Genomic DNA, 26,836 nt, shown 5'->3' with positions numbered 1-26,836 from the left:
GCGACTGCTCGCCGATCTTGTGAAGGAGACCGCGGCACTTCCCTTCAGCGCGCATCGTTACCATGCGTGGACGCACATTCCGACGACCACTGACGACGAGGGACGGGCGAGCGCGTGGCCGAGGCGGCTGACTTCCAGGGGACCAGTGCCTCACCTGCCCGCCGGTGGCTGCGGCGCGCCGGAGCACTGCTCACCGGGGCGCCACTGCTGGCCGGTCTGCTCCAGCTGCCCGTCGCCGCGCCCGCGCAGGCCGCCTCCTCGGACTCGGTGTCCGTCTCCCTGGACTCGCTCACCCCCAGTGCCCCCACGGACGGCGACACGCTGACCGTGTCCGGCACGGTGACCAACAACGGCAAGCAGGCCGTCACCGACGCCCATGTGGGCCTTCGGGTCGGCCCCCAGCTGACCACCCGCTCGGACATCGATTCCGTCGCCCGGCACTCCGACGATCCGCAGGGCGGCACCGCCTCCGAGGTCGGCGACAAGTACGAGGAGAAGTTCGACAAGCTCGCCCCGGGCGTCGCCCAGCACTTCAGCATCTCCGTCCCCGTCGACAAGCTCGGCCTGGACGACGACGGGGTCTACGAGTTCGGGGTCGCCCTCTCCGGCGAGACCTCCGCCCGGCCCTGGCCGCGGGTGCTCGGCATCCAGCGGACCTTCCTGCCGTGGCAGCCGTCGGACGCCGGCACCAAGACCAGGACCACGGTCCTGTGGCCGCTGCTGTCCACGGTCCACATGACGGCCAAGACCGGCGCGGGCGACCTCCAGACGCCGGAGTTCCTGAACGACGACCTGGCGAAGGAGCTGGCGCCCGGCGGCCGGCTCGCCCAGATGGTGGACCTGGGCAAGGATCTCGACGTCACCTGGGTGATCGACCCGGACCTGCTGGCCTCGGTCGACGCGATGGCCGTGGGCAACTACCGGCTCCAGGCCGCCGACGGCACCAGCACGCCCGGTCCGCGCGAGCACCAGGCGCTCGCCAAGCAGTGGCTGGCCGCCCTGCAGAAGGCGGTGGCCGGCAAGGAGGTCGTCGCCCTGCCCTTCGCCGACCCCGACCTGGCCTCCCTCGCGCACAACGGCACCAGCGTCACCGGCTCGCTCAGCCACCTCAAGGACGCCACCGACGTCGCCGCGACCACCGTCAAGACCGTGCTCCACGTCACCCCGACCACCGACTTCGCCTGGCCGGTCGACGGCGCCGTGGACCGGTCGATCATGAAGGTCGCGACCTCCGCCGGGGCCGACCGGGTGATCGCCCGCAGCGACAGCCTCCAGGAGACCGCCGGGCTGCCGTACACGCCGTCCGCCGCCCGCCCGGTCGGCGGGGGCACCACGGCCGTGGTCGCCGACAGCCGGCTGTCCACGGTGTTCGAGGGCGATCTGACGAAGGCGGGCGCGTCCACCCTGGCCGTGCAGCGGTTCCTGGCCCAGAGCCTGGAAGTGAACTCGCAGACCGACAAGCAGCGCAGCATCCTCGTCGCCCCGCAGCGCATGCCCACGGCGAGCCAGGCACAGGCCATGGCGGCGGCCGTGAAGGCGCTCCAGGGCGGCACCTGGACCCAGCCCCAGGACCTCACCGCGACCGCCAAGGACAAGCCCGACCCGGCCGCCACCACCCGCATCCCCCCGGCGTCCGCCTACCCCGCCTCGCTGCGCAGGCAGGACCTGCCGCGCACCGCCTTCGAGCAGATCGCCCGCACCCAGGCCAAGCTCGACAACTTCCGTGTGATCCTCAGCGACCAGTCCCGCGTCGTCACCCCGTTCGGACGGGCCATAAACCGGGACATGTCCACGTCCTGGCGGGGCCACCGGGGCGCGGCGGAAGGGTACCGGGACGGCGTGGAGGCATGGCTCGACGAGCTGGCCGACCAGGTCAAGCTGATCGACAAGTCCGAGACCAAGCTCTCGGGCCGCAGCGCCACCATCCCGGTCACGGTCCAGAACAACCTGGTCCAGCCCGTCGGCCACCTGGTGCTGCGCCTGGAGTCGACCATGCCGACCCGTCTGGAGATCGGCGGCAAGGCCTACTACGAACAGCCTGTGGAGATCTCCGGCGGGCACAGCCAGTCGGTGAAGTTCACCACCTCGGCCAACGCCAACGGCCGCGTCGCGGTCATCGCCCAGCTGTACACCGAGGACGGCCGCAAATACGGCGAACCCGTGACCTTCGACGTGAAGGTCACGGAGGTCACCCCCACGGTGATGCTGGTCATCGGCGGTGGCGTCCTGCTCCTCGTCCTCGCCGGCTTCCGGATGTACACCCAGCGCAAGCGCGCCGCGGCCCGGCAGCCCGAGGACGACGGCCCCGGCACGGCGGCGAAGGACCCGGACGAGCCCGGGAACCCCGGGGCACCCGAGGGCCGTCTCCCCCAGGAGTCCGACTCCGGCTCCGGGGCAGACGACCCGGAGCAGCCGAGTGACCCTGCGCCGGACACCGCACCGGAAAGCGCCGACCCGTCCGGGACGGGTGAGAGAGTGGACCGTTGAGCGATGTCGTGGCCGGTGGGCCCGGGACGATGAGGTGGGGTAAGCATGAACGCGCCGTACGACGGTGACCGCGGCCAGGGCGCGGCCGGCTCGGGCTACCCCGAGCCGCCGCCCGAGCCCGGCCAGGTGCCGCCGCAGCACGCGGCGGACATGTATCTCCAGGACGCCTACGAGCAGGACCCCTACCGGGCGCACGACCTGGCCGCCCAGGACCCGGTCGCCGAGGCGCTCTACGACCGTGCCGCGCACCCGCCACCACCCCCGGGCTCGTACGAAGGCCAGCAGCCGCTGTACGCACCGCCCGCCCAGTCGCCCTACGCGCCCGACCCCCGCGTGTGGGCACAGCCGCCCGCGCCCGAGCCGGGCGCCGCCGCCACCCAGTACCTGCCATACGGCGAGGACCCGCGCACGACCCAGTTCGTGGGCGTGGACGACCTGGTCACGCACTCCGGCGAGGAGTACCACGAGCCGGACGCCTTCGCGCACCTCTTCAAGGACCAGCAGCACAGCGGCGGACACGCGCCGATGGATCCCCCGGCCGCCTCCGGCCAGTACCCGCAGCAGTACGGGCAGAGCCTCCAGCAGGGTCACGCGTACGCCGGCGGATACCCGGCCGGTCCCTCCGCGCCCGGATATCCGGCGCAGTCCGTGGATCCCGCGCCGGCCGTCGCGGCGGACCCGGGCCAGCCGGAGGTCCCCGCGTCGGGTGACACCCCCGCCGGTGCCGTGGCTCCGGTGGCGCCGGTGGCTCCCGCGAAGAAGGGCGGGAAGGCCGCCGGGCTGCTGAAGTCCAGCGCCGTGATGGCGGCGGGCACGATGGTCTCCCGCCTGACCGGTTTCATCCGCTCCGCGCTGATCGCCGCCGCGCTCGGCCTCGGCTTCCTCGCCGACTCCTTCCAGGTGGCGTACCAGCTGCCGACCATGATCTACATCCTCACCGTCGGCGGCGGCCTGAACTCCGTGTTCGTGCCCCAGCTCGTGCGCTCCATGAAGGAGGACGAGGACGGCGGCGAGGCCTTCGCCAACCGGCTGCTGACCCTGGTGATGGTCGCGCTGGCCGCGCTCACCGGGCTCGCGATGTTCGCCGCGCCGCTGCTGGTGCGGCTGCTGGCCAACCCCGTGGCCAGCGACCCCGCGGCCAACGAGGTCGCGGTCACCTTCACCCGCTACTTCCTGCCCTCGATCTTCTTCATGGGCATCCACGTGGTGATGGGGCAGATCCTCAACGCGCGCGGGAAGTTCGGCGCGATGATGTGGACCCCGGTCCTGAACAACATCGTCATCATCGTGACGCTCGGCATGTTCATCTGGGTCTACGGCACCGCCGCCAACTCCCACATGGACGTCACCACCATCCCGCCGGAGGGCCAGCGGCTGCTCGGCGTCGGTGTGCTGCTCGGCCTGGTCGTCCAGGCCCTGGCGATGATCCCCTACCTGCGCGAGACCGGCTTCCGGATCCGGCCGCGCTTCGACTGGAAGGGTCACGGCCTGGGCAAGGCCGCGATGCTCGCCAAGTGGACGGTCCTGTTCGTCCTCGCCAACCAGGCGGGCGCCATGGTCGTGACCCAGCTGTCGACCGCCGCCGGCGCGGACTCCGGCGTCAAGGGCACCGGCTTCGCCGCCTACGCCAACGCCCAGCTGATCTGGGGCCTGCCGCAGGCGATCATCACCGTGTCCCTGATGGCCGCGCTGCTGCCGCGGATCTCGCGCTCGGCCTCCGAGAACGACACGGGCGCCGTCCGCGACGACATCTCCCAGGGCCTGCGCACCACCGCCGTCGCCATCGTGCCCATCGCCTTCGGGTTCGTCTCGCTCGGCGTCCCGATGTGCACGCTGATCTTCGGCTCCGCCGGCACGGGCGCGGCCACCAACATGGGTTACATGCTGATGGCCTTCGGCCTCGGCCTGATCCCCTACTCCGTGCAGTACGTCGTTCTGCGTGCCTTCTACGCCTACGAGGACACCCGCACCCCCTTCTACAACACGGTCATCGTGGCCGCCGTCAACGCCGGCGTGTCGGCCCTGTGCTACTTCGTGCTGCCGACGCGCTGGGCGGTCGCGGGCATGGCCGCCGCCTACGGTCTCGCCTACGCCATCGGGGTGGGCATCGCCTGGCGCCGGCTGCGCAAGCGGCTGGGCGGGGATCTGGACGGGGCCCGGGTGCTGCGTACGTACGCGCGCCTGGGCATCGCCTCGGTGCCGGCCGCCCTGCTCAGCGGCGCGGCCTGCTACGGCGTCGGACACACTCTGGGCCTGGGCGTCGTCGGCTCCTTCGCCGCGCTGATCGCCGGCGGTGCCGTCCTGTTCGGCGTCTTCTTCGTCGCCGCCCGGCGGATGCGCATCGAGGAACTCAACTCGCTCGTCGGAATGGTGCGGGGACGTCTGGGGCGCTGAGGCGAGGGTAGGCGCACAACCATCGTCCGCCGCCGCGTGTCGTGCATAGCGGCGGACTGTGGGCACAATTGGTTTCGGCGTCGGACAGCGTGCAACGGATGGGGAGGCAGGGACGACGGTGGCGGAACGGAGCACAGCTGCCGTCGACGTGGCAGACAACAGCGGTGAGCAACCGCTGACCGCGAAGGCGGACCAGTCCACGGCCGACGGGGTGGCCAATGACCCGGAGCGGGACACGGACAGCGACGAGGCGCAGGGGAGCGGCGGCACCGAGGGCCCCGGACGGAAGGCCTCCGCGCCGGAGTTGCACAGCGGTCACAAGCTCGCCCGGCGCTACCGGCTGGAGGAGTGCGTCACCCGTCTGGACGGGTTCAGCAGCTGGCGTGCGGTCGACGAGAAGCTCCGCCGGGCCGTCGGCGTCCACGTCCTGCCCGCGGACCACGCCCGGGCCCGCTCCGTCCTCGCCGCCGCCCGTTCCTCCGCGCTCCTCGGCGACCCCCGCTTCGTCCAGGTCCTCGACGCCGTCGAGGAGAACGACCTCGTCTACGTCGTCCACGAGTGGCTGCCCGACGCCACCGAGCTGTCCACCCTCCTCACCGGCGGTCCGCTGGAACCGCACGACGCCTACCAGATGGTCAGTCAGGTCGCCGCGGCCATGGCAGCAGCGCACCGGGAAGGCCTCGCCCATCTGCGGCTGAACCCGAACGCCGTCCTGCGCACCTCCACCGGCCAGTGGCGCATCCGCGGCCTCGCCGTGAACGCGGCGCTGCGCGGCATCAGCTCCGCCACCCCGCAACGCGCCGACACCGAGGCGATCGGTGCCCTGCTGTACGCCGCGCTGACCCAGCGCTGGCCGTACGAGAACGACGCCTATGGCCTGGCCGGCCTGCCCAAGGACATCGGTCTCATCCCCCCGGACCAGGTGCGGGCCGGTGTGCACCGCGGGCTGTCCGAGCTGTCCATGCGCGCCCTGGTCAACGACGGCGCCACCGCGTCCCGGCACGAGGCGCCGTGCACCACGCCGGAGGAGCTGGTGAAGGCGATCGGCGAGATGCCGCGCATCCGCCCGCCCGAGCCCGCGTTCACGGCGCCGCCGGACTACCAGCGCACGACCTACCAGCAGGGCAGCTACGGCCGCCCGGCCGCGCACGCCGGTGCCACCCAGCCCATCGTGCCCCCGCCGCCCCCGTTGCAGAGCCGCACCGGCAAGGCCCTGAAGTGGGCGGTGTCGGCCCTGCTCATCGCCGCGCTGGGCCTGGGCAGCTGGCAGCTGGCGGACGCCCTGATGAACAGCGGCGACAAGCCGGACGACACCAACAAGAGCCAGACCACGGACGGCGGCGGCAAGAACGCCGTGAAGCCGAAGCCGGTTCCGATAAAGATCCAGAACGGCCAGGAGTTCGTCGCCAAGGGTGGCGCCCAGAGCCCCGGCAACGTCCCCAACACCTACGACGGTGACGCGTCGACGTACTGGAAGACCAAGAGCTTCAACGAAGGCCCCACGATCGCGCCGTACAAGCCGGGCGTCGGCATCGTGTACGACCTCGGCTCGGCCAAGCAGGTCAGCACGGCCACCCTCGATCTGCGCTACGGCGGCGACCACACGACGGTCGAGCTGTACGCCACGGACTCGCTGACCCCGGCCTCGTTGGACTCCATGACGAAAATCGGCAGCGCGACGACCACGGGCACCACCGCCACGGTGAAGGTGGCCAAGCAGGTCAAGACGCAGTACGTCCTCGTCTGGCTGACGGCCGTACCGAATTCGGGCTACGACTCCACCCTGTACTCCCGTGCGGGTTACAAGCAGGCCATCGGCGAAGTGAAGTTCACAGGCTGACGTCTCACCCCGACCGGAGGAGGCAGATGGCGGAGGGCGCCGGATACGACGGAGTGGGCGACCGGGACCTGCTCGCCCGCCATGTGGACGGCGACCCGGAGGCCTTCGGCGAGATCGTACGACGGCACCGGGACCGGCTCTGGGCCGTGGCCCTGCGGACGCTGGGGGACCGTGAAGAGGCGGCGGACGCCGTTCAGGACGCCTTGGTGTCGGCCTACCGGGCCGCCCACACCTTCCGGGGCCAGTCGGCCGTCACGACCTGGCTGCACCGGATCACGGTGAACGCCTGCCTGGACCGGGCGCGCAAGGCCGCCTCCCGCAAAACGGCTCCGGTGGACGACACCGAGCGGCTGGAGCAGTTGCTGGAGCCGCACGAGTCCGCCTCGGCGCCGGCCGAGCGGAAGGACGTACACCGTCAGCTCCTCGAAGCGCTCGGCACCCTTCCGCCGGAACAGCGCGCCGCTCTGGTCCTGGTGGACATGCAGGGGTATCCCGTGGCCGAGGCCGCGCGGATCCTGGATGTGCCGACGGGGACGGTGAAGAGCCGGTGCGCCCGGGGCCGGGCCAGACTGCTGCCCCTGCTCACGCACCTGCGGCCCGAACGCGCCGGAGGCCCACGGCCGGGCGGTACCGGGGACGCGAAGGAAAACGACCCGGGACGGAACCGGCGGCCAGGGCCGTCCGTCCCACCGGCGACAGGGTCACCGAGCGGACGTTCCCAGGACGCGGGACCGAGCGATTCAGCCGTAGTGAAGGGCGGAGGTGGACGGGTGTGACATCGACGACGGACACGACCGGGCACCCGGACGTCACGGAGATCTCCGACCTCACCGAGGGCCTGCTCACACCCGACCGGGACAGGGACGTGCGGCGCCACCTGGACGGATGCGCCTCCTGCGCGGATGTGTACGCCTCGCTGGAGGAGATCCGGGGCCTGCTCGGCTCCATGCCGGAGCCGGAACGCATGCCTGATGACATCGCCGTACGCCTGGACGCCGCCCTCGCCGCCGAGGCCGCGCGGAACGCCGGTGCGCAGGACGCGCGCGATGCCGGTGCCGAACGCGCGCGCAATGTCGGTGCCGAGGACGCCACGGGTCATGTTTCACGTGAAACATCGCTCGCCGCGGACCCCCGCGCCGAGCGTCCAGCGGATCAATTCGCCGACCGCCCCTCAGGGCGCCCCCGTGCCGCGACCGGGCCGGGGCGCAAGGGAACCGGGCGCGGCCGGCGACGCGGCCGGATCGCTCTTGGCACCGTTCTCACGGCCGCGGTCCTGGGCGCCGGAAGCCTGCTCGTGACGTCCCTGTCCGGCACCTCCGACCATCCGTCGGCCCATGGCACACCGACCGCCTCGGCCGGCACCTTCTCCGGCGACAGCCTGGAGAACCAGGTCCATTCCCTTCTCACCGCCGAGAAGAAGCTGCCACACGGTGGTGACAGGCCCCGGCAGCGCCCGGACGACGGGACTCGGTCCTTCGGGTCCACTGAGGGACCCAACACTTTGATCCAGACCGCTGTCCCGGTCCCCGACTGTGTCCGGCAGACGCTCCGGCAGAGCGCCGACGTGCTCGCGGCCAAGACGGGAACGTACGCGGGCAGGTCGGCCTATCTCGTCGTGGTGGCCGACGACCGTGACAACGCGCGGGTCATGGCCTACGTGGTCGACGCGTCCTGCGTACAGCACCAGCCCTCGTCGGCCGGCAGGGTCCTGCTGAAGCAGTCCCTCGCTCGTCCCTAGGCCGGTGGACCACTCCTTCGGGCGCCCCGGGGCAGGCGTGTGCCCGGACACACCGGGAATGCACGCCCCGTAGGATCCGTTGGGTGGGGTGAGAGTCCCGAAAGGGGCTCCCGCCGGTCGACTGACGCAGACCAGAGACGAGGAATCAAGCCGTGAGCGATGTCCGTAACGTGATCATCATCGGCTCCGGGCCCGCAGGCTACACGGCGGCGCTGTACACCGCCCGTGCATCGCTGAAGCCCCTGGTGTTCGAAGGCGCCGTCACCGCGGGCGGTGCGCTGATGAACACCACCGAGGTGGAGAACTTCCCGGGCTTCCGCGACGGCATCATGGGGCCGGACCTCATGGACAACATGCGCGCCCAGGCCGAACGCTTCGGTGCCGAACTCGTTCCGGACGACATCGTCGCCGTCGATCTGACCGGTGAGATCAAGACCGTCACCGACACCGCGGGCACCGTCCACCGGGCGAAGGCCGTCATCGTCACCACCGGCTCCCAGCACCGCAAGCTGGGCCTGCCGAACGAGGACATGCTGTCGGGCCGTGGTGTCTCCTGGTGCGCCACCTGTGACGGGTTCTTCTTCAAGGAGCACGACATCGCCGTGATCGGCGGCGGCGACACCGCGATGGAGGAGGCCACGTTCCTCTCGCGGTTCGCCAAGTCGGTCACGATCGTCCACCGCCGGGACACCCTGCGCGCCTCCAAGGCGATGCAGGAGCGTGCCTTCGGCGACCCGAAGATCAAGTTCGTCTGGGACAGCGAGGTCGCCGAGATCCAGGGCGACCAGAAGCTCTCCGGTCTGAAGCTGCGGAACGTCAAGACCGGCGAGCTGTCCGAGCTGCCCGTGACGGGCCTGTTCATCGCCATCGGTCACGACCCGCGCACCGAGCTGTTCAAGGGCCAGCTGGACCTGGACGAGGAGGGCTACCTGAAGGTCGCCTCGCCGTCCACCCGTACCAACGTGACCGGTGTGTTCGCCGCCGGTGACGTGGTCGACCACACCTACCGCCAGGCGATCACCGCGGCCGGTACCGGCTGCGCCGCCGCTCTGGACGCCGAGCGGTACCTCGCCGCCCTCGCGGACGAGGACCAGGCGGAGCCCGAGAAGACGACTGTCTGACCTTCCCCTTTCCCCGCCCCACCGCGTAACCGAGGTAAGGAGCCCACTGTGGCCGGCAACGTGAAGACTGTGACCGACGCGACCTTCGAGGAGGAGGTCCTCAAGAGCGACAAGCCCGTTCTGGTGGACTTCTGGGCCGAGTGGTGCGGTCCGTGCCGCATGATCGCCCCGTCCCTGGAGGCGATCGCGGCCGAGCACGGTGACAAGATCCAGATCGTCAAGCTCAACATCGACGAGAACCCGAACACGGCCGCCAAGTACGGCGTCATGTCCATCCCCACCCTGAACGTGTACCAGGGCGGCGATGTCGCCAAGACGATCGTGGGCGCCAAGCCGAAGGCGGCGCTCCTGCGCGACCTGGACGAGTTCATCACGAAGTGATGTTTCACGTGAAACACGATGGGGCCGTCCCGGTTGGGTCGGCCCCATCGGCGTTATAGGGGGCGCTACAGCGGCCTCTCGCTACAGCGGCCTCAGCGCGGGTTCCTTCTGGACCGCTCCCAGAAGCCGGTCGAGTGCCATCTCCACGTCTTCCTTCCAGGAGAGCGTGGACCGCAGCTCCAGCCGCAGCCGCGGATGGGCGGGATGCTGCCGGACCGTCTTGAAGCCCACGGCCAGCAGATGGTCGGCGGGCAGCAGACAGGCGGGCTGCTCCCAGCGGGCGTCCCCGAACGCCTCGACCGCCTTGAAGCCCCGGCGCAGCAGATCCTTGGCCACCGTCTGCACCAGCACCCGGCCCAGGCCCTGCCCCTGATAGCCAGGCAGGACGGAGCCGGTGATCAATTGCACGGCGTCCGGCGAGACCGGGCTCGTGGGGAAGGCCGTCGACCGCGGCACATAGGCCGGCGGGGCGTAGAGCACGAAACCCGCCGGGACGTCGTCGACGTAGACCACCCGTCCGCACGATCCCCAGTCCAGCAGGACGGCGGAGATCCAGGCTTCCTTCTCCAGCGCGGTGGTGCCCGCCGCCACCGCCGCCTCGCCGCTGACGGGGTCAAGCTCCCAGAAGACACAGGAGCGACAGCGATGGGGAAGATCCTGAAGGTTGTCCAGCGTGAGCGGCACGAGCCGACGCCCCATGAAGGCTGATCCTCGCTTCCTTCGCCCGCCGCATCGCGAGCGGCTGTCAGCTGCTGACCGGTGGATATGCCCTAGCTGATCGCATCGTATCCACGATCCGATTCACTCGATACCGTGCCAAAGCAAAGAGCGGGCCGTGTTCCGGTACACACCGGACACGGCCCGCTCCACTGCCCCGAAAGGCACGAACGATCGGGAATCAGTCCTGCGTCTCGTCGCCGTCGCCGTCCTGAAGGCTCTTCTGGAGGGCCAGCCTCTCACCCGGGGCGAGCGTGCTGAGGATCCTTTCGAGATCCTCGGCGGAGGCGAACTCTACGGTGATCTTGCCCTTCTTCTGCCCCAGCTCGACCTTCACCCGGGTCTCGAACCGGTCCGAGAGCCGGGTGGCCAGCTCGTTCAGCGCCGGGGAAGGCACGGAACCGGCCCGGGGACCCCGGGAGCGCGAGGCCTTCTGAGGCCGTGAGCCCATCAGGGTCACGATCTCTTCCACGGACCGCACCGACAGACCCTCGGCGACGATCCGGTGGGCCAGCCGGTCCTGTTCCTCGGAGTCCTCCACGGCCAGCAGCGCCCGGGCGTGACCGGCCGAGAGCACCCCGGCGGCCACCCGCTTCTGGACGGTCGGCGACAGCTTCAGCAGACGCAGCGTGTTGGAGACCTGCGGGCGGGAGCGCCCGATCCGGTCGGCCAGCTGGTCGTGGGTGCAGTTGAAGTCCTTCAGCAGCTGGTCGTAGGCAGCGGCCTCTTCGATCGGGTTCAGCTGCGCACGGTGCAGGTTCTCCAGCAGTGCGTCCAGGAGGAGCTTCTCGTCCTCCGTGGCCCGCACGATGGCCGGGATAGCCTGGAGACCGGCCTCACGGCACGCGCGCCAGCGGCGCTCGCCCATGATCAGCTCATACCGGCCGGGCCCCAGCTGCCGCACCACGACGGGCTGCAGAAGGCCGACCTCCTTGATGGAGGTGACCAGCTCCTGAAGCGCGTCCTCGTCGAAGATCTCGCGCGGCTGGCGCGGGTTCGGTGTGATGGCGTCCAGGGGGATCTCGGCGAAGTGGGCGCCCACCGGGGCTGCCGGCACCTCGACGGCGGGGCTCGCCGGAACCGCCTCGATGTCCTGTGCGGCGGGCGGCAGCGTGGCCACCTTGGCCGCGGCCACTCCGCGGTCACCGGTCAGCACCGGGACGGCCGCGGGGGAGGCGGAGCCTCCACCCCCCAGCGCCGCGGAGGCCGGCGTCCTCTCGGTCGGGGCAGCAGGGATCAGTGCGCCGAGACCACGGCCCAGACCCCTCCGTCGCTCACTCACTGAATCCCCTCCACCATGCTCTGGTCTTTCTGGGCGCCGATGTGGGCCTGGCTCGCGTCATAGCTGATGCCGACGCCCCTCAGCGCGATTTCCCGGGCCGCCTCAAGGTACGACAGCGCGCCGCTCGATCCTGGATCGTAGGTCAGCACCGTCTGCCCGTAACTCGGTGCCTCGGAGATACGGACCGAGCGGGGAATGCTCGTCCGCAGCACCTCGTCACCGAAGTGGCTGCGCACCTCTTCCGCGACCTGGGAGGCGAGACGCGTCCGGCCGTCATACATGGTGAGCAGGATGGTCGACACATGCAGGGTGGGGTTGAGGTGCCCCCGCACCAAGTCGACGTTGCGCAGGAGCTGGCCGAGGCCCTCCAGCGCGTAGTACTCGCACTGGATCGGGATCAGCACCTCGGCGCCCGCGACGAGCGCGTTGACCGTCAACAGGCCCAGCGAGGGCGGGCAGTCGATGAGGATGTAGTCCAACGGCTGCTCGTACGCCTGGATGGCCCGTTGCAGCCGGCTCTCCCGGGCCACCAGGGACACCAGCTCGATCTCCGCACCGGCGAGATCGATGGTGGCCGGGGCGCAGAAGAGGCCCTCGACATCGATGACGGGCTGGACCACCTCGGCAAGAGGCTTGCTCTCCACCAACACGTCGTAGATGGAAGGCACTTCGGCGTGGTGGTCGATCCCGAGGGCGGTGGACGCGTTGCCCTGCGGGTCGAGGTCGATCACCAGGACCCGGCCACCATGCAGAGCCAGCGAGGCGGCAAGGTTGACGGTCGTCGTTGTCTTGCCCACGCCGCCCTTCTGGTTGGCGACCACGATGACTCGGGTCTGCTCCGGTCGCGGCAGGCCTGCGCCGGCGCGGCCGAGAGCCTCCACCGCCAGTTGGGCCGCTCGACCGATGGGAGTGTCGTCCATCGGGGGCGGTGTTTCACGTGAAACATCCGCTCCCATCGACTCGGTACGGGGACCGGGGACCGGATCGGTCATCGGTCCCGCGATGTTGGCGTCGGACCGCAAGGATTCACTCTCCTCGACTTCAGGCTCGCGATGAACAGAGCCTCCCATGTCTTCGGGGTCGTGAACCAGTGAGGCCTGGCCATCTGTGGAGAAATCCACCTCTGTGGACAACTCCGTGCCCCTGAAGAGGGACGAAGCCTCCGGAAAGCGGGGCGGAATCTCCGGGGAGCGGGGCGAAGCCTCCGAAGAGCGGGACAGGACCTCCGGGGAAACGGGATCCTCTCCGAGAGCACCGAGGGGCTTCCGGTCGCGCGGTTCGGCCGCAGCGCGGCCACGACTGATGATGCCGTGCAGCAGTGAGCGACGTTTCACGTGAAACACGATGCACAGCCGCTGCGACCGGACCTTTGCGACACTCCGGCTCGCCCGGGTTCGGCAGCTTGTGTGGAGTACGTTCCGTCGTCAGGACGGGTCAGCGTCGGCCGGCCCTGCGGCCCACCGACGCCCACCCGTCCTCCGACTCACCGGCGTCGCCGGGCCCGACCGGTGCGGGCGGCCTTGGCTCGCTTGGCGGCGAAGCGCACACCGCCCGGGCTCTCCCCGACCTCGACCCGCACCACGGTGGACATCGGGTCCACCACGCCCTCACCCACATGCAGGATGGACGTCTCCACCGCCCCGAGCTTGCTCAGCGCGGTGGCCGCCGCCTTCAGCTCCTCCTCGGCGGTGTCCCCCTTGAGCGCGAGCATCTCGCCGTACGGGCGCAGCAGCGGGATGCCCCAGGTGGCCAGGCGGTCCAGCGGGGCCACGGCCCGTGCCGTCACCACATGGACCGGCGGCAGCTTGCCCATGACCTCCTCGGCCCGGCCGCGCACCACGGTGACATGGTCCAGGCCGAGCAGTTCGACGACCTCGGTGAGGAAGTTGGTGCGCCGCAGCAGGGGTTCCAGCAGGGTGATGTTGAGGTCGTCGCGGACCAGGGCCAGCGGGATGCCCGGCAGCCCCGCACCGGAGCCGACGTCGCAGACAGTCACCCCCTCCGGAACGGCCTCGGAGAGCACCGCACAGTTCAGCAGGTGCCGCTCCCACAGGCGGGGCACTTCCCGCGGACCGATCAGACCGCGCTGTACGCCTGCCTCGGCGAGCAGCTCCGCATAGCGGACCGCATCGGCGAAGCGCTCACCAAACACTTCCCGCGCCTGCTCGGGCGCGGGGGGAAGCTCCGCTGCCTCCGTCACGGGGACCGTCCTTCCGTACAGCGCCGGCGCTTCGCGCACCGGCCACCAGAACTACCAGGCTGACAAAGTTCGGCCCCGCCTGCTCAACAGACGGGGCCGGTGGAACGGGGGCCGATCAGGCGGGCAGCACGACGACGAAGCGCTGCGGCTCCTCGCCCTCGGACTCGCTGCGCAGCCCCGCGGCCTTGACCGCGTCGTGCACGACCTTGCGCTCGAACGGGGTCATCGGCTTGAGCTTCACGGGCTCGCCGGTGCTCTTGACCTCGGCGGCGGCCTTGGCGCCCAGCTCGGACAGCTCGGAGCGTTTCTTGGCGCGGTAGCCCGCGATGTCCAGCATCAGCCGGCTGCGGTCACCGGTTTCCCGGTGCACGGCCAGCCGCGTCAGCTCCTGCAGTGCCTCCAGCACCTCGCCGTCCCTGCCGACCAGCTTCTGCAGGTCACGGCTGCCGGTGTCGCTGATGATCGACACGGAGGCGCGGTCGGCCTCGACGTCCATGTCGATGTCGCCGTCGAGGTCGGCGATGTCCAGCAGACCCTCCAGGTAGTCCGCCGCGATCTCACCCTCCTGCTCCAGGCGGGTGAGGGTGTCTGCACCCTCGGCAGCGGCGGAGGTGGTGCCTTCCGTCACGGGATGGGCTCCTTCTTACTTCTTGGACGGGGACTTGGGCCGCTGCGGGCCACCCTTGCGCTGGCCGGACTGGGCCTTGCTGCGGGTGCCGGAGCCGGACTTCTGGGGCTGCTTGGCAGCCGCGGGCTTGGCGTCCTGCGGTGCGTCGGACTTCTCCAGCGACGGGGAGTCACCCGTCTTGGCCGCGCCGGACTGACGCTGGGACTTGCTCTGGCGCTTGGGCTGCTGGCGCCGGGCGGCGGCGGCCGTGTCGGTACCGGCGGCAGCGCCGTCCTCGGTCTGTGCCGCGGCCTGGGCCACACTCTTCGTCACGGTGCCGTCGGCCTGGGCGGCGAGACCGGCCTTGTTGAGCGCGTTGACGAACTTGCGCTCGAACTCGTTGCGGTCACGGCCCTTGGCGACGATCGCCTTCACGATGGCCTTCTCGCTGCGCCGACGGATCTTGCCGTGCTGCGTGACGTGCTTGGTCAGGCGCTCCAGGTAGGCGGCCTGGGCCTTGGAACCCGGGGTCGGGTTGTTGTGGATGACGTACATCTGCTGGCCCATGGTCCACACGTTCGTGGTCAGCCAGTAGATGAGGACACCGACCGGGAAGTTCACACCGAGGACGGCGAACATGATCGGGAAGACGTACATCAGCATCTTCTGCTGCTGCATGAACGGCGTCTTCACGGTGGTGTCGACGTTCTTCGTCATCAGCTGGCGCTGCGTGTAGAACTGCGACGCCGACATCAGCACGATCATGATCGCGGTCACGATGCGGACGTCGGTCAGCGAGGCGTGCAGGGCGCTGACCTGGCTGTCGCTGCTGAAGAACTTGGCGGCCAGCGGGGCGCCGAAGATGTGCGCGTTCCGCGCGCTCTCGAGCAGGCCGGCGTCGATGACACCGATCTTCTTGCCCGACGCGATGGCGGCGAGCACGTGGTACAGGGCGAAGAAGAACGGGGACTGCGCCAGGATGGGAAGGCACGAGGAGAGCGGGTTGGTGCCCGACTCCTTGTACAGCTTCATCATCTCTTCGGACTGACGCTGCCGGTCGTTCTTGTAGCGCTCCTGGATCTTCTTCATCTCCGGCTGGAGCGTCTGCATCGCGCGGGTCGCCTTGATCTGCTTCACGAAGAGCGGGATCAGGCAGATGCGGATCAGGATCACCAGCGACACGATGGACAGGCCCCAGGCCCACCCGGTGTCAGGTCCGAAGATCGCCCCGTACACCTTGTGGAACTGGACGATGACCCAGGAGACGGGCCAGGTGATGAAACTGAAAAGGCTGGCAATCGTGTCCACTAATCATGCTCCTTGGGCATGGGACGAGGTCTCTGCGGCCGGGCTCGAAGGAGACTCCGTTGGTGGCTTCGCTTCGGTGGCCGTTTCGGCGGCGGAGGACCCGCCCCTGCGTGCGCGCCAGGCGTCGCGCAGCATTTCGTGCCACCGCGGACGCTTACGCGGCGGAACATGGTCCACGCCGCCCGGCGACCACGGATTGCACCGGAGGATGCGCCAGGCGGTCAGTGCGGTCCCTTTGACGGCACCGTGCCGGTCGATGGCCGTGTAGCCGTAATGGGAGCACGACGGGTAGTACTTGCATACCGGCCCCAGCAGCGGACTGATCGTCCACTGGTACAGCTTGATCAGAGCCAGCAGCGGGTACTTCATCGCGCGCCCCCTCCCAGTAGCCGCTGAAGGGCGGCGTCCAGGTCTCGGGCCAGCTGTGCGTGGTCTGCGTCGCCCGCTCCGGGCAGCGCTCGTACGACTACCAGGCTACCGGGGGGGAACAGGCCGACTCGGTCACGCATCAGGTGGCGCAGTCTGCGCTTCACTTTGTTGCGCACGACCGCGCCACCCACGGCCTTGCTGACGACGAAACCCGCACGCGTCGGGGGAGCGCTCTCCCCAGGCGCGTGCGGGTCCGTGGCACCGCTTCGAAGGTGGACGACGAGCGTCGGGCGGCCTGCCCGGCGCCCTCGTCGTACCGCGGTCGCGAAGTCCTCGCGCCGCCTCAGCCGGTTCTCGGTGGGCAGCACGATGTCATGACCTGACCGGGATCAGGCGGACAGACGGGCGCGACCCTTGCTACGGCGGGACGCGAGAATCGCGCGGCCGGCACGGGTGCGCATACGCAGCCGGAAGCCGTGGGTCTTCGCGCGACGACGGTTGTTCGGCTGGAAGGTGCGCTTGCTCACTCGGGGGCTCCAGAAAATCGGTAGTGGCGGGGTGCCGTCCTGGCTGTCACCGTGCGCCCACGAGTAGCTCGCGTCACGCCCGAGTGCACCGCTTCCCGATCACCTGACGTGACCTGTGCCCATCGGAGGCAGGCGGCAGCAGCCATCGACAACTCGACCTGGTTACGGTACGCGGGGCCGGGCCGTCCGGTCAAACCGAGGGCTGCCGAGAGACACTGTCCACAGGCTGGGGACAACAACTTGAACCGCACCCGCCGCGCTGACTACCGTGGCTGGACTCCGATTCGTTCCCTTATCCCCGCCCGACCCGATTTTCATCCCGACCCGTCCCCGAACCACACGTTCGTGGGACCTGTGAGAGAGCGTGCCCTGTGGCTGACGTACCTGCCGATCTTGCCGCAGTGTGGCCGCGAGTACTGGAACAGCTGCTCGGGGAGGGCCGCGGTCAGGGTGTGGAGACCAAGGACGAGCACTGGATCCGGCGCTGCCAGCCGCTCGCGCTGGTCGCCGACACCGCCCTTCTCGCCGTGCCGAACGAATTCGCGAAGGGCGTTCTGGAGGGTCGTCTGGCGCCCGTCGTCAGCGAGACCCTGAGCCGGGAGTGCGGCCGTCCCATCCGGATCGCGATCACCGTGGACGACTCCGCGGGCGAGCCCCCGGCGCCTCCCGTCCAGCAACCGGCGAACCCGCGCTACGAGGAGCCGGAGCTGCCCTCGGGGCCGTACGAGGGCTACGGCCGGTCCCGTGGCGGTGAGCAGCCGGGCGGCGAGCAGCACTCCGAGCAGCTCCCGGGCGCCCGCCCCGACCAGCTCCCCACGGTCCGCCCGGTCTACCCGTCCGAGTACCAGCGGCCCGAGCCCGGCGCCTGGCCGCGCCACGGGCAGGACGACTACGCCTGGCAGCAGCCCCGGCTCGGCTTCCCCGAGCGGGACCCGTACGCCTCGCCGTCCTCCCAGGACGGCTACGGCTCGGGCGGGGACGCGTACGGCGCGCCGTCCCAGGACTACCGCCCGCAGGGCACGGACCGGCCGCCGTACCAGCAGCAGCGCGGCGACTACGACTCCGCGCGGGGCGAGTACGACCCGTCCCGGACCGAGTACGACCAGCGCGATCCGGTCCGCCGTGAGCTGCCCGATCCGGCGGCGCACCGCGGCGGCCCCGGCCGTCCGGACGGGCCCTCCACCGGCGCCCCCGGCCCGCTGGCCGCGCAGCCGGCGCCCGCGAGCGGCCCCGGCGAGCCGACCGCGCGGCTGAACCCCAAGTACCTGTTCGACACGTTCGTGATCGGCGCCTCCAACCGCTTCGCGCACGCGGCGGCGGTCGCGGTCGCCGAGGCGCCGGCGAAGGCGTACAACCCGCTGTTCATCTACGGCGAGTCCGGGCTCGGCAAGACCCATCTGCTGCACGCCATCGGGCACTACGCGCGCAGTCTGTACCCGGGCACGCGGGTGCGGTACGTCAGCTCGGAGGAGTTCACCAACGAGTTCATCAACTCCATCCGTGACGGCAAGGGCGACAGCTTCCGCAAGCGCTACCGCGAGATGGACATCCTGCTCGTCGACGACATCCAGTTCCTCGCGGACAAGGAGTCGACGCAGGAGGAGTTCTTCCACACCTTCAACACGCTCCACAACGCCAACAAGCAGATCGTGCTCTCCAGCGACCGGCCGCCCAAGCAGCTGGTCACGCTGGAGGACCGGCTCCGCAACCGTTTCGAGTGGGGCCTGATCACCGACGTCCAGCCGCCCGAGCTGGAGACGCGGATCGCGATCCTGCGCAAGAAGGCGGTCCAGGAGCAGCTGAACGCGCCGCCGGAGGTGCTGGAGTTCATCGCCTCCCGGATCTCGCGGAACATCCGTGAGCTGGAGGGCGCGCTGATCCGGGTGACGGCGTTCGCGTCGCTCAACCGGCAGCCGGTGGACCTGGGCCTGACCGAGATCGTCCTGAAGGACCTCATCCCCGGCGGCGAGGACAGCGCGCCGGAGATCACCGCGACGGCGATCATGGCGGCCACCGCGGACTACTTCGGGCTGACGGTGGAGGACCTGTGCGGCACCTCGCGCGGGCGCGCGCTGGTGACCGCGCGGCAGATCGCGATGTACCTGTGCCGCGAGCTGACGGATCTGTCGCTGCCGAAGATCGGCGCGCAGTTCGGCGGCCGGGACCACACGACCGTGATGCACGCCGACCGGAAGATCCGCGCGCTGATGGCCGAGCGGCGCTCGATCTACAACCAGGTCACCGAGCTGACCAACCGCATCAAGAACGGCTGAGCCGGCCGTACGCGGGCGCGGAGGGCGTCCCGGGGCACACACCGCCTCCGGGGCGCCCTCCGGCGTTTCCGGCGTCCCGGGGCCCACGGAGGCCCCCGGCGGGCTCCGACGGCCTCCGGCGGGTTCCGACGGGCTCCCAGGCCGAGGGAGTCCCGGCGCGCGGCGGCACCCGAACGCGGCCCGCCGCATCCCACGCGGCGCCCGACGCGCCGAGCCAGGCCCCTGCCTCGGCCCTCAGGCCGCCTTCCAGCACCCCTCGAACCGCCCTCAGCGCCCCTCCGACCGCCCTCCAACGACCTCGACAAGCGTCCGGAGCACCCGATGCGGCCCCGCGAGCCGTTTCCTCCCCGTCATCCCTTGTTCGATTACCTGCCTGGTTACGGCCTTCCTCCACAGATTCGGCGACTTTCTTCCGTCCACAGACTGGGGACTGCGAAGTTGTCCCGAACTGCGTCCACAGGGAGGCTGGCCCCAGGGCATCCACCCAGCTCACGGGCCTGTGGAATCGTGGACGAACGATCTCCACAGACTGTGGATAACTACCTCGCCCCCAGGCCGGGCGTCGCGTTTTCCACCGGTACCCCACAGGCTGGGGGCGGTTGTCCCCAGCAAACCCGGGCTTCTCCACATGGCTGTCCACTGTTCGGCAACCCGACGCCCCCGCTCACCGCGTCGAGTGAAAGGCGTCACAGGAAGCTGCCGGATTGGGTTGTGGGAAACCTGGGTATTCCTGGGGACACAGCTGGGGAGAACTGCCCTCAGCCTGTGGGCGGTGTGTGCAGAACTTTCCGTTCTCCACAGAGGGCCCAGGTTGTCCACTGCCTCCACCCACAGGGGCGGTGGATAAAAAACCCGCGCTGAGCTGGGCAAACGTGGTTATCCACCGTATCCACAGGCCCTACTACTACTCCCGACTAGAGAGAGCTCGGCAATCGTTTTGAAGCGGGGGCTGTGCACAACTCGCCCTCTCGCGCCCGGCTGCCGCTCGGACCGACTTGACCCCGACGGGCACCTACTGTCAGTGCCGTGCGTCAGACTGGTCCCCGGTGTCCTTCCCGTCCCAGGGGGCGGTGACACCGAGTCGGAGGACTCAGTAGCAACAGCAGGAGGCGGCTTACGGTGAAGATCCGGGTGGAACGCGACGTACTCGCGGAGGCAGTGGCCTGGGCGGCACGCAGCCTCCCGGCCCGTCCGCCGGCGCCTGTCCTCGCCGGCCTGCTGCTCAAGGCCGAGGACGGCCAGCTGAGTCTGTCGAGCTTCGACTACGAGGTCTCCGCGCGGGTGAACGTCGAGGCGGAGGTCGAGGAGGAGGGCACCGTCCTGGTCTCCGGCCGGCTGCTCGCCGACATCTCCCGCGCCCTCCCCAACCGGCCGGTGGAGATTTCCACAGACGGTGTACGGGCGACCGTGGTCTGCGGCACCTCCCGGTTCACCCTCCACACCCTGCCTGTGGAGGAGTACCCGGCCCTGCCGCAGATGCCGAACGCGACCGGCACCGTCCCCGGCGAGGTCTTCGCCGCGGCCGTCTCCCAGGTGGCCATCGCCGCCGGGCGTGACGACACGCTGCCGGTGCTCACCGGTGTGCGCATCGAGATCGAGGGCGACACGGTCACCCTGGCCTCCACCGACCGCTACCGCTTCGCGGTCCGCGAGTTCCTGTGGAAGCCGGAGAACCCCGACGCCTCCGCCGTCGCCCTGGTCCCGGCCAAGACGCTGCTGGACACCGCCAAGTCGCTCGGTGCCGGGGACAGCGTCACGCTGGCGCTGGCCGGTGCCGGTGCCGGCGAGGGCCTGATCGGTTTCGAGGGCGCCGGGCGGCGTACGACCACGCGTCTGCTGGAGGGTGACCTGCCCAAGTACCGCACGCTGTTCCCGACCGAGTTCAACTCCGTCGCCGTGATCGAGACCGCGCCGTTCGTGGAGGCGGTCAAGCGCGTGGCCCTGGTCGCCGAGCGGAACACCCCGGTGCGGCTGAGCTTCGAGCAGGGCGTGCTGATCCTGGAGGCCGGGTCCAGCGACGACGCACAGGCTGTGGAAAGGGTCGACGCCCAGCTGGAGGGCGACGACATCTCGATCGCCTTCAACCCGACGTTCCTGCTGGACGGCCTGAGCGCGATCGACTCGCCGGTGGCGCAGCTGTCGTTCACCACGTCCACGAAGCCGGCGCTGCTCAGCGGGAAGCCGGCGGTGGACGCGGAGGCCGACGACGCGTACAAGTACCTGATCATGCCGGTCCGGCTCAGCGGCTGACGTTTTCCACAGGTGTGCACGGTGCCGGGCGTCCCTGTGGATGCCCGGCAGCGTGACCGGGAGGTGCGGCGGACTCCGCTCACTGGTGCCCCCACGAACCCCTCCGGGACTACGTTTCCGCAGGTCAGCGCGGGTCTCGCATGAGCGCGTATGCCCACAGCTGTGCGTGAGCGTCCGGGTTTAGGCTCGGCTCGGCACCTCGGTGCCTCTCACGCCACACAGCGACCTAAGGAACACAACTGATGGAGCTCGGTCTCGTCGGCCTCGGCAAGATGGGCGGCAACATGCGCGAGCGGATCCGCCGCGCGGGCCACACCGTCATCGGGTACGACCGCAACGCGGACGTCGCGGATGTCCACAGCCTGGAAGAGCTTGTGGGCAAGCTCAGCGGCCCGCGCGTGGTCTGGGTGATGGTCCCGGCGGGCGAGCCCACCCAGTCGACTGTCGACCGCCTCGCCGAGCTGCTGGAGCCCGGCGACGTGGTCGTGGACGGCGGGAACTCCCGCTGGACCGACGACGAGCGGCACGCCGAGGAGCTGGCCGCCAAGGGCATAGGCTTCGTCGACTGCGGTGTCTCCGGCGGCGTGTGGGGCCTGGAGAACGGGTACGCGCTGATGTACGGCGGCGACGCGGAGAACGTCGCCAAGGTGCAGCCGATCTTCGACGCCCTGAAGCCGGAGGGCGACTTCGGCTCGGTGCACGCGGGCAAGGTCGGCGCGGGCCACTTCGCGAAGATGGTCCACAACGGCATCGAGTACGCCATGATGCAGGCCTACGCCGAGGGCTGGGAGCTGCTGGAGAAGGTCGACTCCGTGGAGAACGTCCGCGAGGTCTTCCGCTCCTGGCAGGAGGGCACGGTCATCCGGTCCTGGCTGCTGGACCTCGCGGTCAACGCCCTCGACGAGGACGAGCACCTGGACGCCCTGCGCGGTTACGCACAGGACTCCGGCGAGGGACGCTGGACGGTGGAGGCGGCGATCGACAACGCCGTGCCGCTGCCGGCGATCACCGCCTCGCTGTTCGCGCGGTTCGCCTCCCGGCAGGAGGACTCGCCGCAGATGAAGATGATCGCCGCGCTGCGCAACCAGTTCGGCGGTCACGCCGTAGAGAAGAAGTAAGCCGCAGCACAAGCAGGGAGGTCGGCGGGACGACCATGCACGTCACGCATCTTTCGCTGGCCGACTTCCGCTCGTACGCCCGGGCCGAGGTCCCGCTCGACCCGGGCGTCACCGCCTTCGTCGGCCCCAACGGGCAGGGCAAGACCAACCTGGTGGAGGCGGTCGGATACCTGGCCACGCTCGGCAGCCACCGGGTCGCCTCCGACGCGCCGCTGGTGCGCATGGGCGCCGAGCGGGCGATCGTGCGGGCGCAGGTCCGCCAGGGCGACCGGCAGCAGCTGATCGAGCTGGAGCTGAACCCGGGCAGGGCCAACCGCGCCCGTATCAACCGGTCCTCGCAGGTCAGACCGCGGGACGTGCTGGGGATCGTACGGACCGTGCTGTTCGCGCCCGAGGACCTCGCGCTCGTCAAGGGTGACCCGGGTGAGCGGCGGCGGTTCCTCGACGAGCTGGTCACCGCGCGGTCCCCGCGGATGGCGGGTGTGCGCTCCGACTACGAGCGGGTGCTCAAGCAGCGCAACACCCTGCTGAAGTCGGCCGCGCTCGCGCGCCGGCACGGTGGACGGTCCATGGACATGTCCACGCTCGACGTCTGGGACCAGCACTTGGCGCGGGCGGGCGCCGAGGTGCTCGTCCAGCGGCTCGACCTCGTCGCGGCCCTCCAGCCGCTGGCCGACAAGGCATACGAACAGCTGGCCCCCGGCGGCGGTCCGGTGGCGCTGGAGTACAAGCCGTCGGCGCCGGGCGAGGCCCACACCCGCGAGGAGCTGTACGAGCAGCTGATGGCGGCCCTCGCCGAGGCGCGCAAGCAGGAGATCGAGCGGGGCGTCACCCTGGTCGGTCCGCACCGGGACGACCTGGTGCTGAAACTCGGGCAGCTGCCCGCCAAGGGCTACGCCTCGCACGGCGAGTCCTGGTCCTACGCCCTCGCCCTCCGGCTGGCCTCCTACGACCTGCTGCGCGCGGAGGGCAACGAGCCGGTGCTGATCCTGGACGACGTCTTCGCGGAACTGGACGCCCGCCGCCGGGAACGGCTGGCGGAACTGGTCGCCCCCGGCGAACAGGTGCTGGTCACCGCCGCCGTGGACGACGACGTACCCCATGTGCTGGCCGGCGCCCGGTACGCGGTGGCCGGCGGGACGGTGGAGCGCGTATGAACCCCGAGGACCCCGCACGGAACACCCCGGAAGCCCCGGGCGCCCCGAGGGCGGCGAACGCCAAGGAGCCCTCCGGTGTCGACCTCGCGCGCGTGGCGTTGCGCGCCGCGAAGGAGCAGGCACGCGCGCGTGGGGACGCGGCACGGCAGAAGAAGCAGGCCCGGCGCGGCGGCGGCCTGCGCTCCGGTGCCCGCGCCGACGGACGCGACCCGCAGAAGCTGGGGGCGGCGATCAGCCGGCTGATCACCGAGCGCGGCTGGGAGACGCCCGCCGCGGTGGGCGGGGTGATGGGCCGCTGGCCGCAGATCGTCGGCGAGGACCTGGCCAAGCACTGTGTGCCGCAGCGGTACGACGAGGACGAGCGGGTGCTGGTCGTGGCCTGCGACTCCACGGCCTGGGCGACCCAGCTGCGGCACCTCGCGCCCGCGCTGGTGGCCCGGCTCAACCAGGATCTGGGCCAGGGCAGCGTACGGATGATCAAGGTGCTCAACCCGGGCGGCCCCGCCCGCCGCTACGGCCCGCTGCGGGCGCCGGGCAGCACCGGTCCCGGCGATACCTACGGGTGACGTACCTCACGTCCGTGAGGGTGCGCGGGAAGGCCGTCGTAGCCGTACGAGGCGGTGGGGACCGGGTCCGGATCGTCCCCGGATCGCCCGCCGGCGGCCTTCTGACCCGCCAGTAGCCACGGGTTGACGACGCGAAGCGCTGAGTGCCGCTGTGAGCCCCTTGGAGCCCCCATCCGTATATCGGGACCCGGCCGAGACCGGTTCAGGGCGGCACATGGGAGCTGAGGTGCCCGCAAACCCCCATCGATGTCAGTGCTACCGGTAGACTGGAAGACAATCCCGCCCCAACGTGGGGACCGCCCGGGAAAAGCTGAGCAACGCTGATCAAGGCTTACCAACGCAACATGCCGCAGCCGCTCCGGCAACCTGCCGACGAGCCCGGCTCGTGCTGTGCCAGAAAGGGCGCTTCGTGGCCGATTCCGGCAACCCCAACGAGAACATCCCGTCCACCGACGCCGGCGTGAACGGCGAGGCCACCGAGTCCGGCGCGGCCTCAGCCTCGTACGACGCCAGTGCCATCACCGTGCTCGAAGGGCTGGACGCGGTCCGCAAGCGGCCCGGCATGTACATCGGCTCCACGGGCGAGCGCGGTCTGCACCACCTGGTGTACGAGGTCGTCGACAACTCGGTCGACGAGGCGCTGGCCGGCTACGCGGACACCATCGACGTGACGATCCTCGCCGACGGCGGTGTGCGCGTCGTCGACAACGGCCGTGGCATCCCGGTGGGCATCGTGCCCTCCGAGGGCAAGCCGGCCCTCGAGGTCGTGCTGACCGTGCTGCACGCGGGCGGCAAGTTCGGCGGCGGCGGCTACGCCGTCTCCGGCGGTCTGCACGGCGTGGGCGTGTCCGTGGTGAACGCGCTGTCCACGAAGGTCGCCGTCGAGGTCAGGACGGACGGCCACCGCTGGACGCAGGACTACAAGATGGGCGTGCCGACGGCCCCGCTGGTCAAGCACGAGGCGACCGAGGAGACCGGCACGTCGGTCACCTTCTGGGCCGACCCGGAGATCTTCGAGACCACCGAGTACTCCTTCGAGACGCTGTCCCGGCGTTTCCAGGAGATGGCGTTCCTCAACAAGGGCCTGACGATCCGGCTCACCGACGAGCGCGAGTCGGCCAAGGCCACCAGCGGCGCGGACGAGGCGGGTGCCGACGAGAAGGCCGAGGTCAAGACCGTCACGTACCACTACGAGGGCGGCATCGTCGACTTCGTGAAGTACCTCAACTCCCGCAAGGGGGACGCGGTGCACCCGACGGTCGTCTCGCTGGAGGCCGAGGACAAGGACAAGAGCCTGTCCCTCGAGGTCGCCATGCAGTGGAACAGCGGCTACAGCGAGGGCGTGTACTCCTTCGCGAACATCATCCACACCCACGAGGGCGGCACCCACGAAGAGGGCTTCCGCGCGGCGCTGACGAGCCTGATCAACAAGTACGCGCGCGACAAGAAGCTGCTGCGCGAGAAGGACGACAACCTCACCGGTGACGACATCCGTGAGGGTCTGACCGCGATCATCTCGGTCAAGCTGAGCGAGCCGCAGTTCGAGGGCCAGACGAAGACCAAGCTGGGCAACACGGAGGCCAAGACCTTCGTGCAGAAGGCGGTCTACGAACACCTCAACGACTGGCTGGACCGCAACCCGGTCGAGGCCGCGGACATCGTCCGCAAGGGCATCCAGGCGGCCACCGCGCGCGTGGCGGCCCGCAAGGCGCGCGACCTGACCCGTCGCAAGGGCCTGCTGGAGACGGCGTCGCTGCCGGGCAAGCTGGCCGACTGCCAGTCCAACGACCCGGCCAAGTGCGAGATCTTCATCGTCGAGGGTGACTCCGCCGGCGGCTCGGCCAAGTCCGGCCGGAACCCGCAGTACCAGGCGATCCTCCCGATCCGCGGCAAGATCCTGAACGTGGAGAAGGCGCGGATCGACAAGATCCTGCAGAACCAGGAGATCCAGGCGCTGATCTCGGCCTTCGGCACGGGTGTGCACGAGGACTTCGACATCGAGAAGCTCCGCTATCACAAGATCATCCTGATGGCGGACGCCGACGTCGACGGCCAGCACATCAGCACCCTGCTGCTGACCTTCCTGTTCCGCTTCATGCGGCCGCTGGTCGAGGCCGGGCACGTGTACCTGTCCCGCCCGCCGCTGTACAAGATCAAGTGGGGCCGGGACGACGTGGAGTACGCCTACTCGGACCGCGAGCGCGACGCGCTGATCGAGATGGGCCGCCAGCGCGGCAAGCGGGTCCGCGAGGACTCCATCCAGCGCTTCAAGGGTCTCGGCGAGATGAACGCCGAGGAGCTGCGCGTGACCACCATGGACCAGGAGCACCGGGTCCTCGGCCAGGTCACCCTGGACGACGCCGCCCAGGCCGACGACCTGTTCTCGGTCCTCATGGGCGAGGACGTGGAGGCCCGCCGCCAGTTCATCCAGCGCAACGCCAAGGACGTCCGCTTCCTCGACATCTGAGTCGGTCTCAGCTGACCGCACCAGGAAGGATCTT

22 protein-coding genes are annotated in these 26,836 nt (G+C 70.1%); 13 read left to right on the top strand and 9 right to left on the bottom strand.

All coding sequences use genetic code 11. The features are described from left to right. Positions 1-114: 114 nt before the first annotated feature. The 7 genes from IE251_RS11390 to trxA all read left to right on the top strand — a co-directional run bounded on the left by IE251_RS11390 (position 115) and on the right by trxA (position 9,961). Complete coding sequence (locus IE251_RS11390) at positions 115-2,487, top strand: DUF6049 family protein (protein WP_189752772.1); 2,373 nt, start codon at positions 115-117, stop codon at positions 2,485-2,487. A 45-nt stretch (positions 2,488-2,532) separates the two neighbouring features. After that, complete coding sequence (gene murJ, locus IE251_RS11385; protein ID WP_189752771.1) at positions 2,533-4,881, top strand: murein biosynthesis integral membrane protein MurJ; 2,349 nt, start codon at positions 2,533-2,535, stop codon at positions 4,879-4,881. 118 nt (positions 4,882-4,999) lie between these two features. Continuing rightward, entirely contained in the window at positions 5,000-6,721 is a 1,722-nt protein-coding gene (locus tag IE251_RS11380) for a protein kinase family protein (RefSeq protein WP_189752770.1), read from the top strand. Between the two features lie 26 nt (positions 6,722-6,747). Next, positions 6,748-7,497 (top strand): RNA polymerase sigma factor SigM, encoded by a 750-nt coding sequence (sigM, locus tag IE251_RS11375; protein WP_189752769.1) that lies wholly within the window; start codon positions 6,748-6,750, stop codon positions 7,495-7,497. Then, the gene (locus tag IE251_RS11370) at positions 7,494-8,459 is read left to right on the top strand and encodes an anti-sigma factor family protein (protein WP_189752768.1); all 966 of its coding nucleotides are present in this window, start codon (positions 7,494-7,496) and stop codon (positions 8,457-8,459) included. Before sigM ends, IE251_RS11370 begins: the two co-directional genes overlap by 4 nt. A gap of 152 nt (positions 8,460-8,611) precedes the next feature. Then, positions 8,612-9,580, top strand: coding sequence for a thioredoxin-disulfide reductase (gene trxB, locus IE251_RS11365; RefSeq protein WP_030786383.1), 969 nt, complete (start codon positions 8,612-8,614; stop codon positions 9,578-9,580). A 48-nt stretch (positions 9,581-9,628) separates the two neighbouring features. Next, a complete protein-coding gene (gene trxA / locus IE251_RS11360; protein WP_030786385.1) occupies positions 9,629-9,961 on the top strand; it encodes a thioredoxin in 333 nt (110 codons plus the stop codon). An 81-nt stretch (positions 9,962-10,042) separates the two neighbouring features. On the opposite strand, the gene IE251_RS11355 is transcribed toward trxA, so the two are convergent. The 9 genes from IE251_RS11355 to rpmH all read right to left on the bottom strand — a co-directional run bounded on the left by IE251_RS11355 (position 10,043) and on the right by rpmH (position 16,971). Further along, positions 10,043-10,660 carry a GNAT family N-acetyltransferase gene (locus tag IE251_RS11355; RefSeq protein ID WP_189752767.1) on the bottom strand — a complete coding sequence of 206 codons (618 nt, stop codon included), beginning with the start codon at positions 10,658-10,660 and terminating at the stop codon, positions 10,043-10,045. A 199-nt stretch (positions 10,661-10,859) separates the two neighbouring features. After that, positions 10,860-11,960 carry a ParB/RepB/Spo0J family partition protein gene (locus IE251_RS11350; RefSeq protein ID WP_189752766.1) on the bottom strand — a complete coding sequence of 367 codons (1,101 nt, stop codon included), beginning with the start codon at positions 11,958-11,960 and terminating at the stop codon, positions 10,860-10,862. Beyond that, positions 11,957-13,030 (bottom strand): ParA family protein, encoded by a 1,074-nt coding sequence (locus IE251_RS11345; protein ID WP_189752942.1) that lies wholly within the window; start codon positions 13,028-13,030, stop codon positions 11,957-11,959. The genes IE251_RS11350 and IE251_RS11345 overlap by 4 nt, the downstream gene beginning before the upstream one ends. A 413-nt stretch (positions 13,031-13,443) precedes the next feature. Continuing rightward, complete coding sequence (gene rsmG / locus IE251_RS11340) at positions 13,444-14,160, bottom strand: 16S rRNA (guanine(527)-N(7))-methyltransferase RsmG (RefSeq protein ID WP_030786395.1); 717 nt, start codon at positions 14,158-14,160, stop codon at positions 13,444-13,446. Between the two features lie 115 nt (positions 14,161-14,275). Next, on the bottom strand, positions 14,276-14,788 hold the full coding sequence (locus IE251_RS11335) for a Jag family protein (protein WP_030786398.1): 513 nt from the start codon (positions 14,786-14,788) through the stop codon (positions 14,276-14,278). 15 nt (positions 14,789-14,803) lie between these two features. Continuing rightward, on the bottom strand, positions 14,804-16,075 hold the full coding sequence (yidC, locus tag IE251_RS11330; protein WP_189752765.1) for a membrane protein insertase YidC: 1,272 nt from the start codon (positions 16,073-16,075) through the stop codon (positions 14,804-14,806). A gap of 3 nt (positions 16,076-16,078) precedes the next feature. After that, positions 16,079-16,444: a membrane protein insertion efficiency factor YidD gene (gene yidD / locus IE251_RS11325; protein ID WP_078637607.1), complete on the bottom strand. Its 366-nt coding sequence runs from the start codon at positions 16,442-16,444 to the stop codon at positions 16,079-16,081. Next, the gene (gene rnpA / locus IE251_RS11320) at positions 16,441-16,812 is read right to left on the bottom strand and encodes a ribonuclease P protein component (protein WP_078637608.1); all 372 of its coding nucleotides are present in this window, start codon (positions 16,810-16,812) and stop codon (positions 16,441-16,443) included. The genes yidD and rnpA overlap by 4 nt, the downstream gene beginning before the upstream one ends. Positions 16,813-16,833: 21 nt before the next feature. Further along, entirely contained in the window at positions 16,834-16,971 is a 138-nt protein-coding gene (gene rpmH, locus IE251_RS11315) for a 50S ribosomal protein L34 (protein ID WP_003956500.1), read from the bottom strand. 371 nt (positions 16,972-17,342) lie between these two features. Here rpmH and dnaA point away from each other — a divergent pair, with 371 nt between their 5' ends. The 6 genes from dnaA (at position 17,343) to gyrB (ending at position 26,802) form a co-directional block, all read left to right on the top strand. Next, positions 17,343-19,244: a chromosomal replication initiator protein DnaA gene (dnaA, locus tag IE251_RS11310; protein ID WP_189752764.1), complete on the top strand. Its 1,902-nt coding sequence runs from the start codon at positions 17,343-17,345 to the stop codon at positions 19,242-19,244. 1,119 nt (positions 19,245-20,363) lie between these two features. After that, the gene (dnaN, locus tag IE251_RS11305; RefSeq protein WP_030615171.1) at positions 20,364-21,494 is read left to right on the top strand and encodes a DNA polymerase III subunit beta; all 1,131 of its coding nucleotides are present in this window, start codon (positions 20,364-20,366) and stop codon (positions 21,492-21,494) included. 242 nt (positions 21,495-21,736) lie between these two features. Beyond that, positions 21,737-22,612 carry a phosphogluconate dehydrogenase (NAD(+)-dependent, decarboxylating) gene (gnd, locus tag IE251_RS11300; RefSeq protein WP_189752763.1) on the top strand — a complete coding sequence of 292 codons (876 nt, stop codon included), beginning with the start codon at positions 21,737-21,739 and terminating at the stop codon, positions 22,610-22,612. A gap of 35 nt (positions 22,613-22,647) precedes the next feature. Next, positions 22,648-23,769: a DNA replication/repair protein RecF gene (gene recF / locus IE251_RS11295; protein WP_189752762.1), complete on the top strand. Its 1,122-nt coding sequence runs from the start codon at positions 22,648-22,650 to the stop codon at positions 23,767-23,769. Then, entirely contained in the window at positions 23,766-24,335 is a 570-nt protein-coding gene (locus IE251_RS11290; protein WP_189752761.1) for a DciA family protein, read from the top strand. The genes recF and IE251_RS11290 overlap by 4 nt, the downstream gene beginning before the upstream one ends. Positions 24,336-24,720: 385 nt before the next feature. Further along, complete coding sequence (gene gyrB / locus IE251_RS11285; protein WP_189752760.1) at positions 24,721-26,802, top strand: DNA topoisomerase (ATP-hydrolyzing) subunit B; 2,082 nt, start codon at positions 24,721-24,723, stop codon at positions 26,800-26,802. Positions 26,803-26,836: the final 34 nt, after the last annotated feature.

It is taken from the genome of Streptomyces eurythermus, from assembly GCF_014649115.1.
Lineage (GTDB): Bacteria > Actinomycetota > Actinomycetes > Streptomycetales > Streptomycetaceae > Streptomyces > Streptomyces eurythermus.
This window is presented reverse-complemented; position numbering and strand designations above follow the sequence as displayed.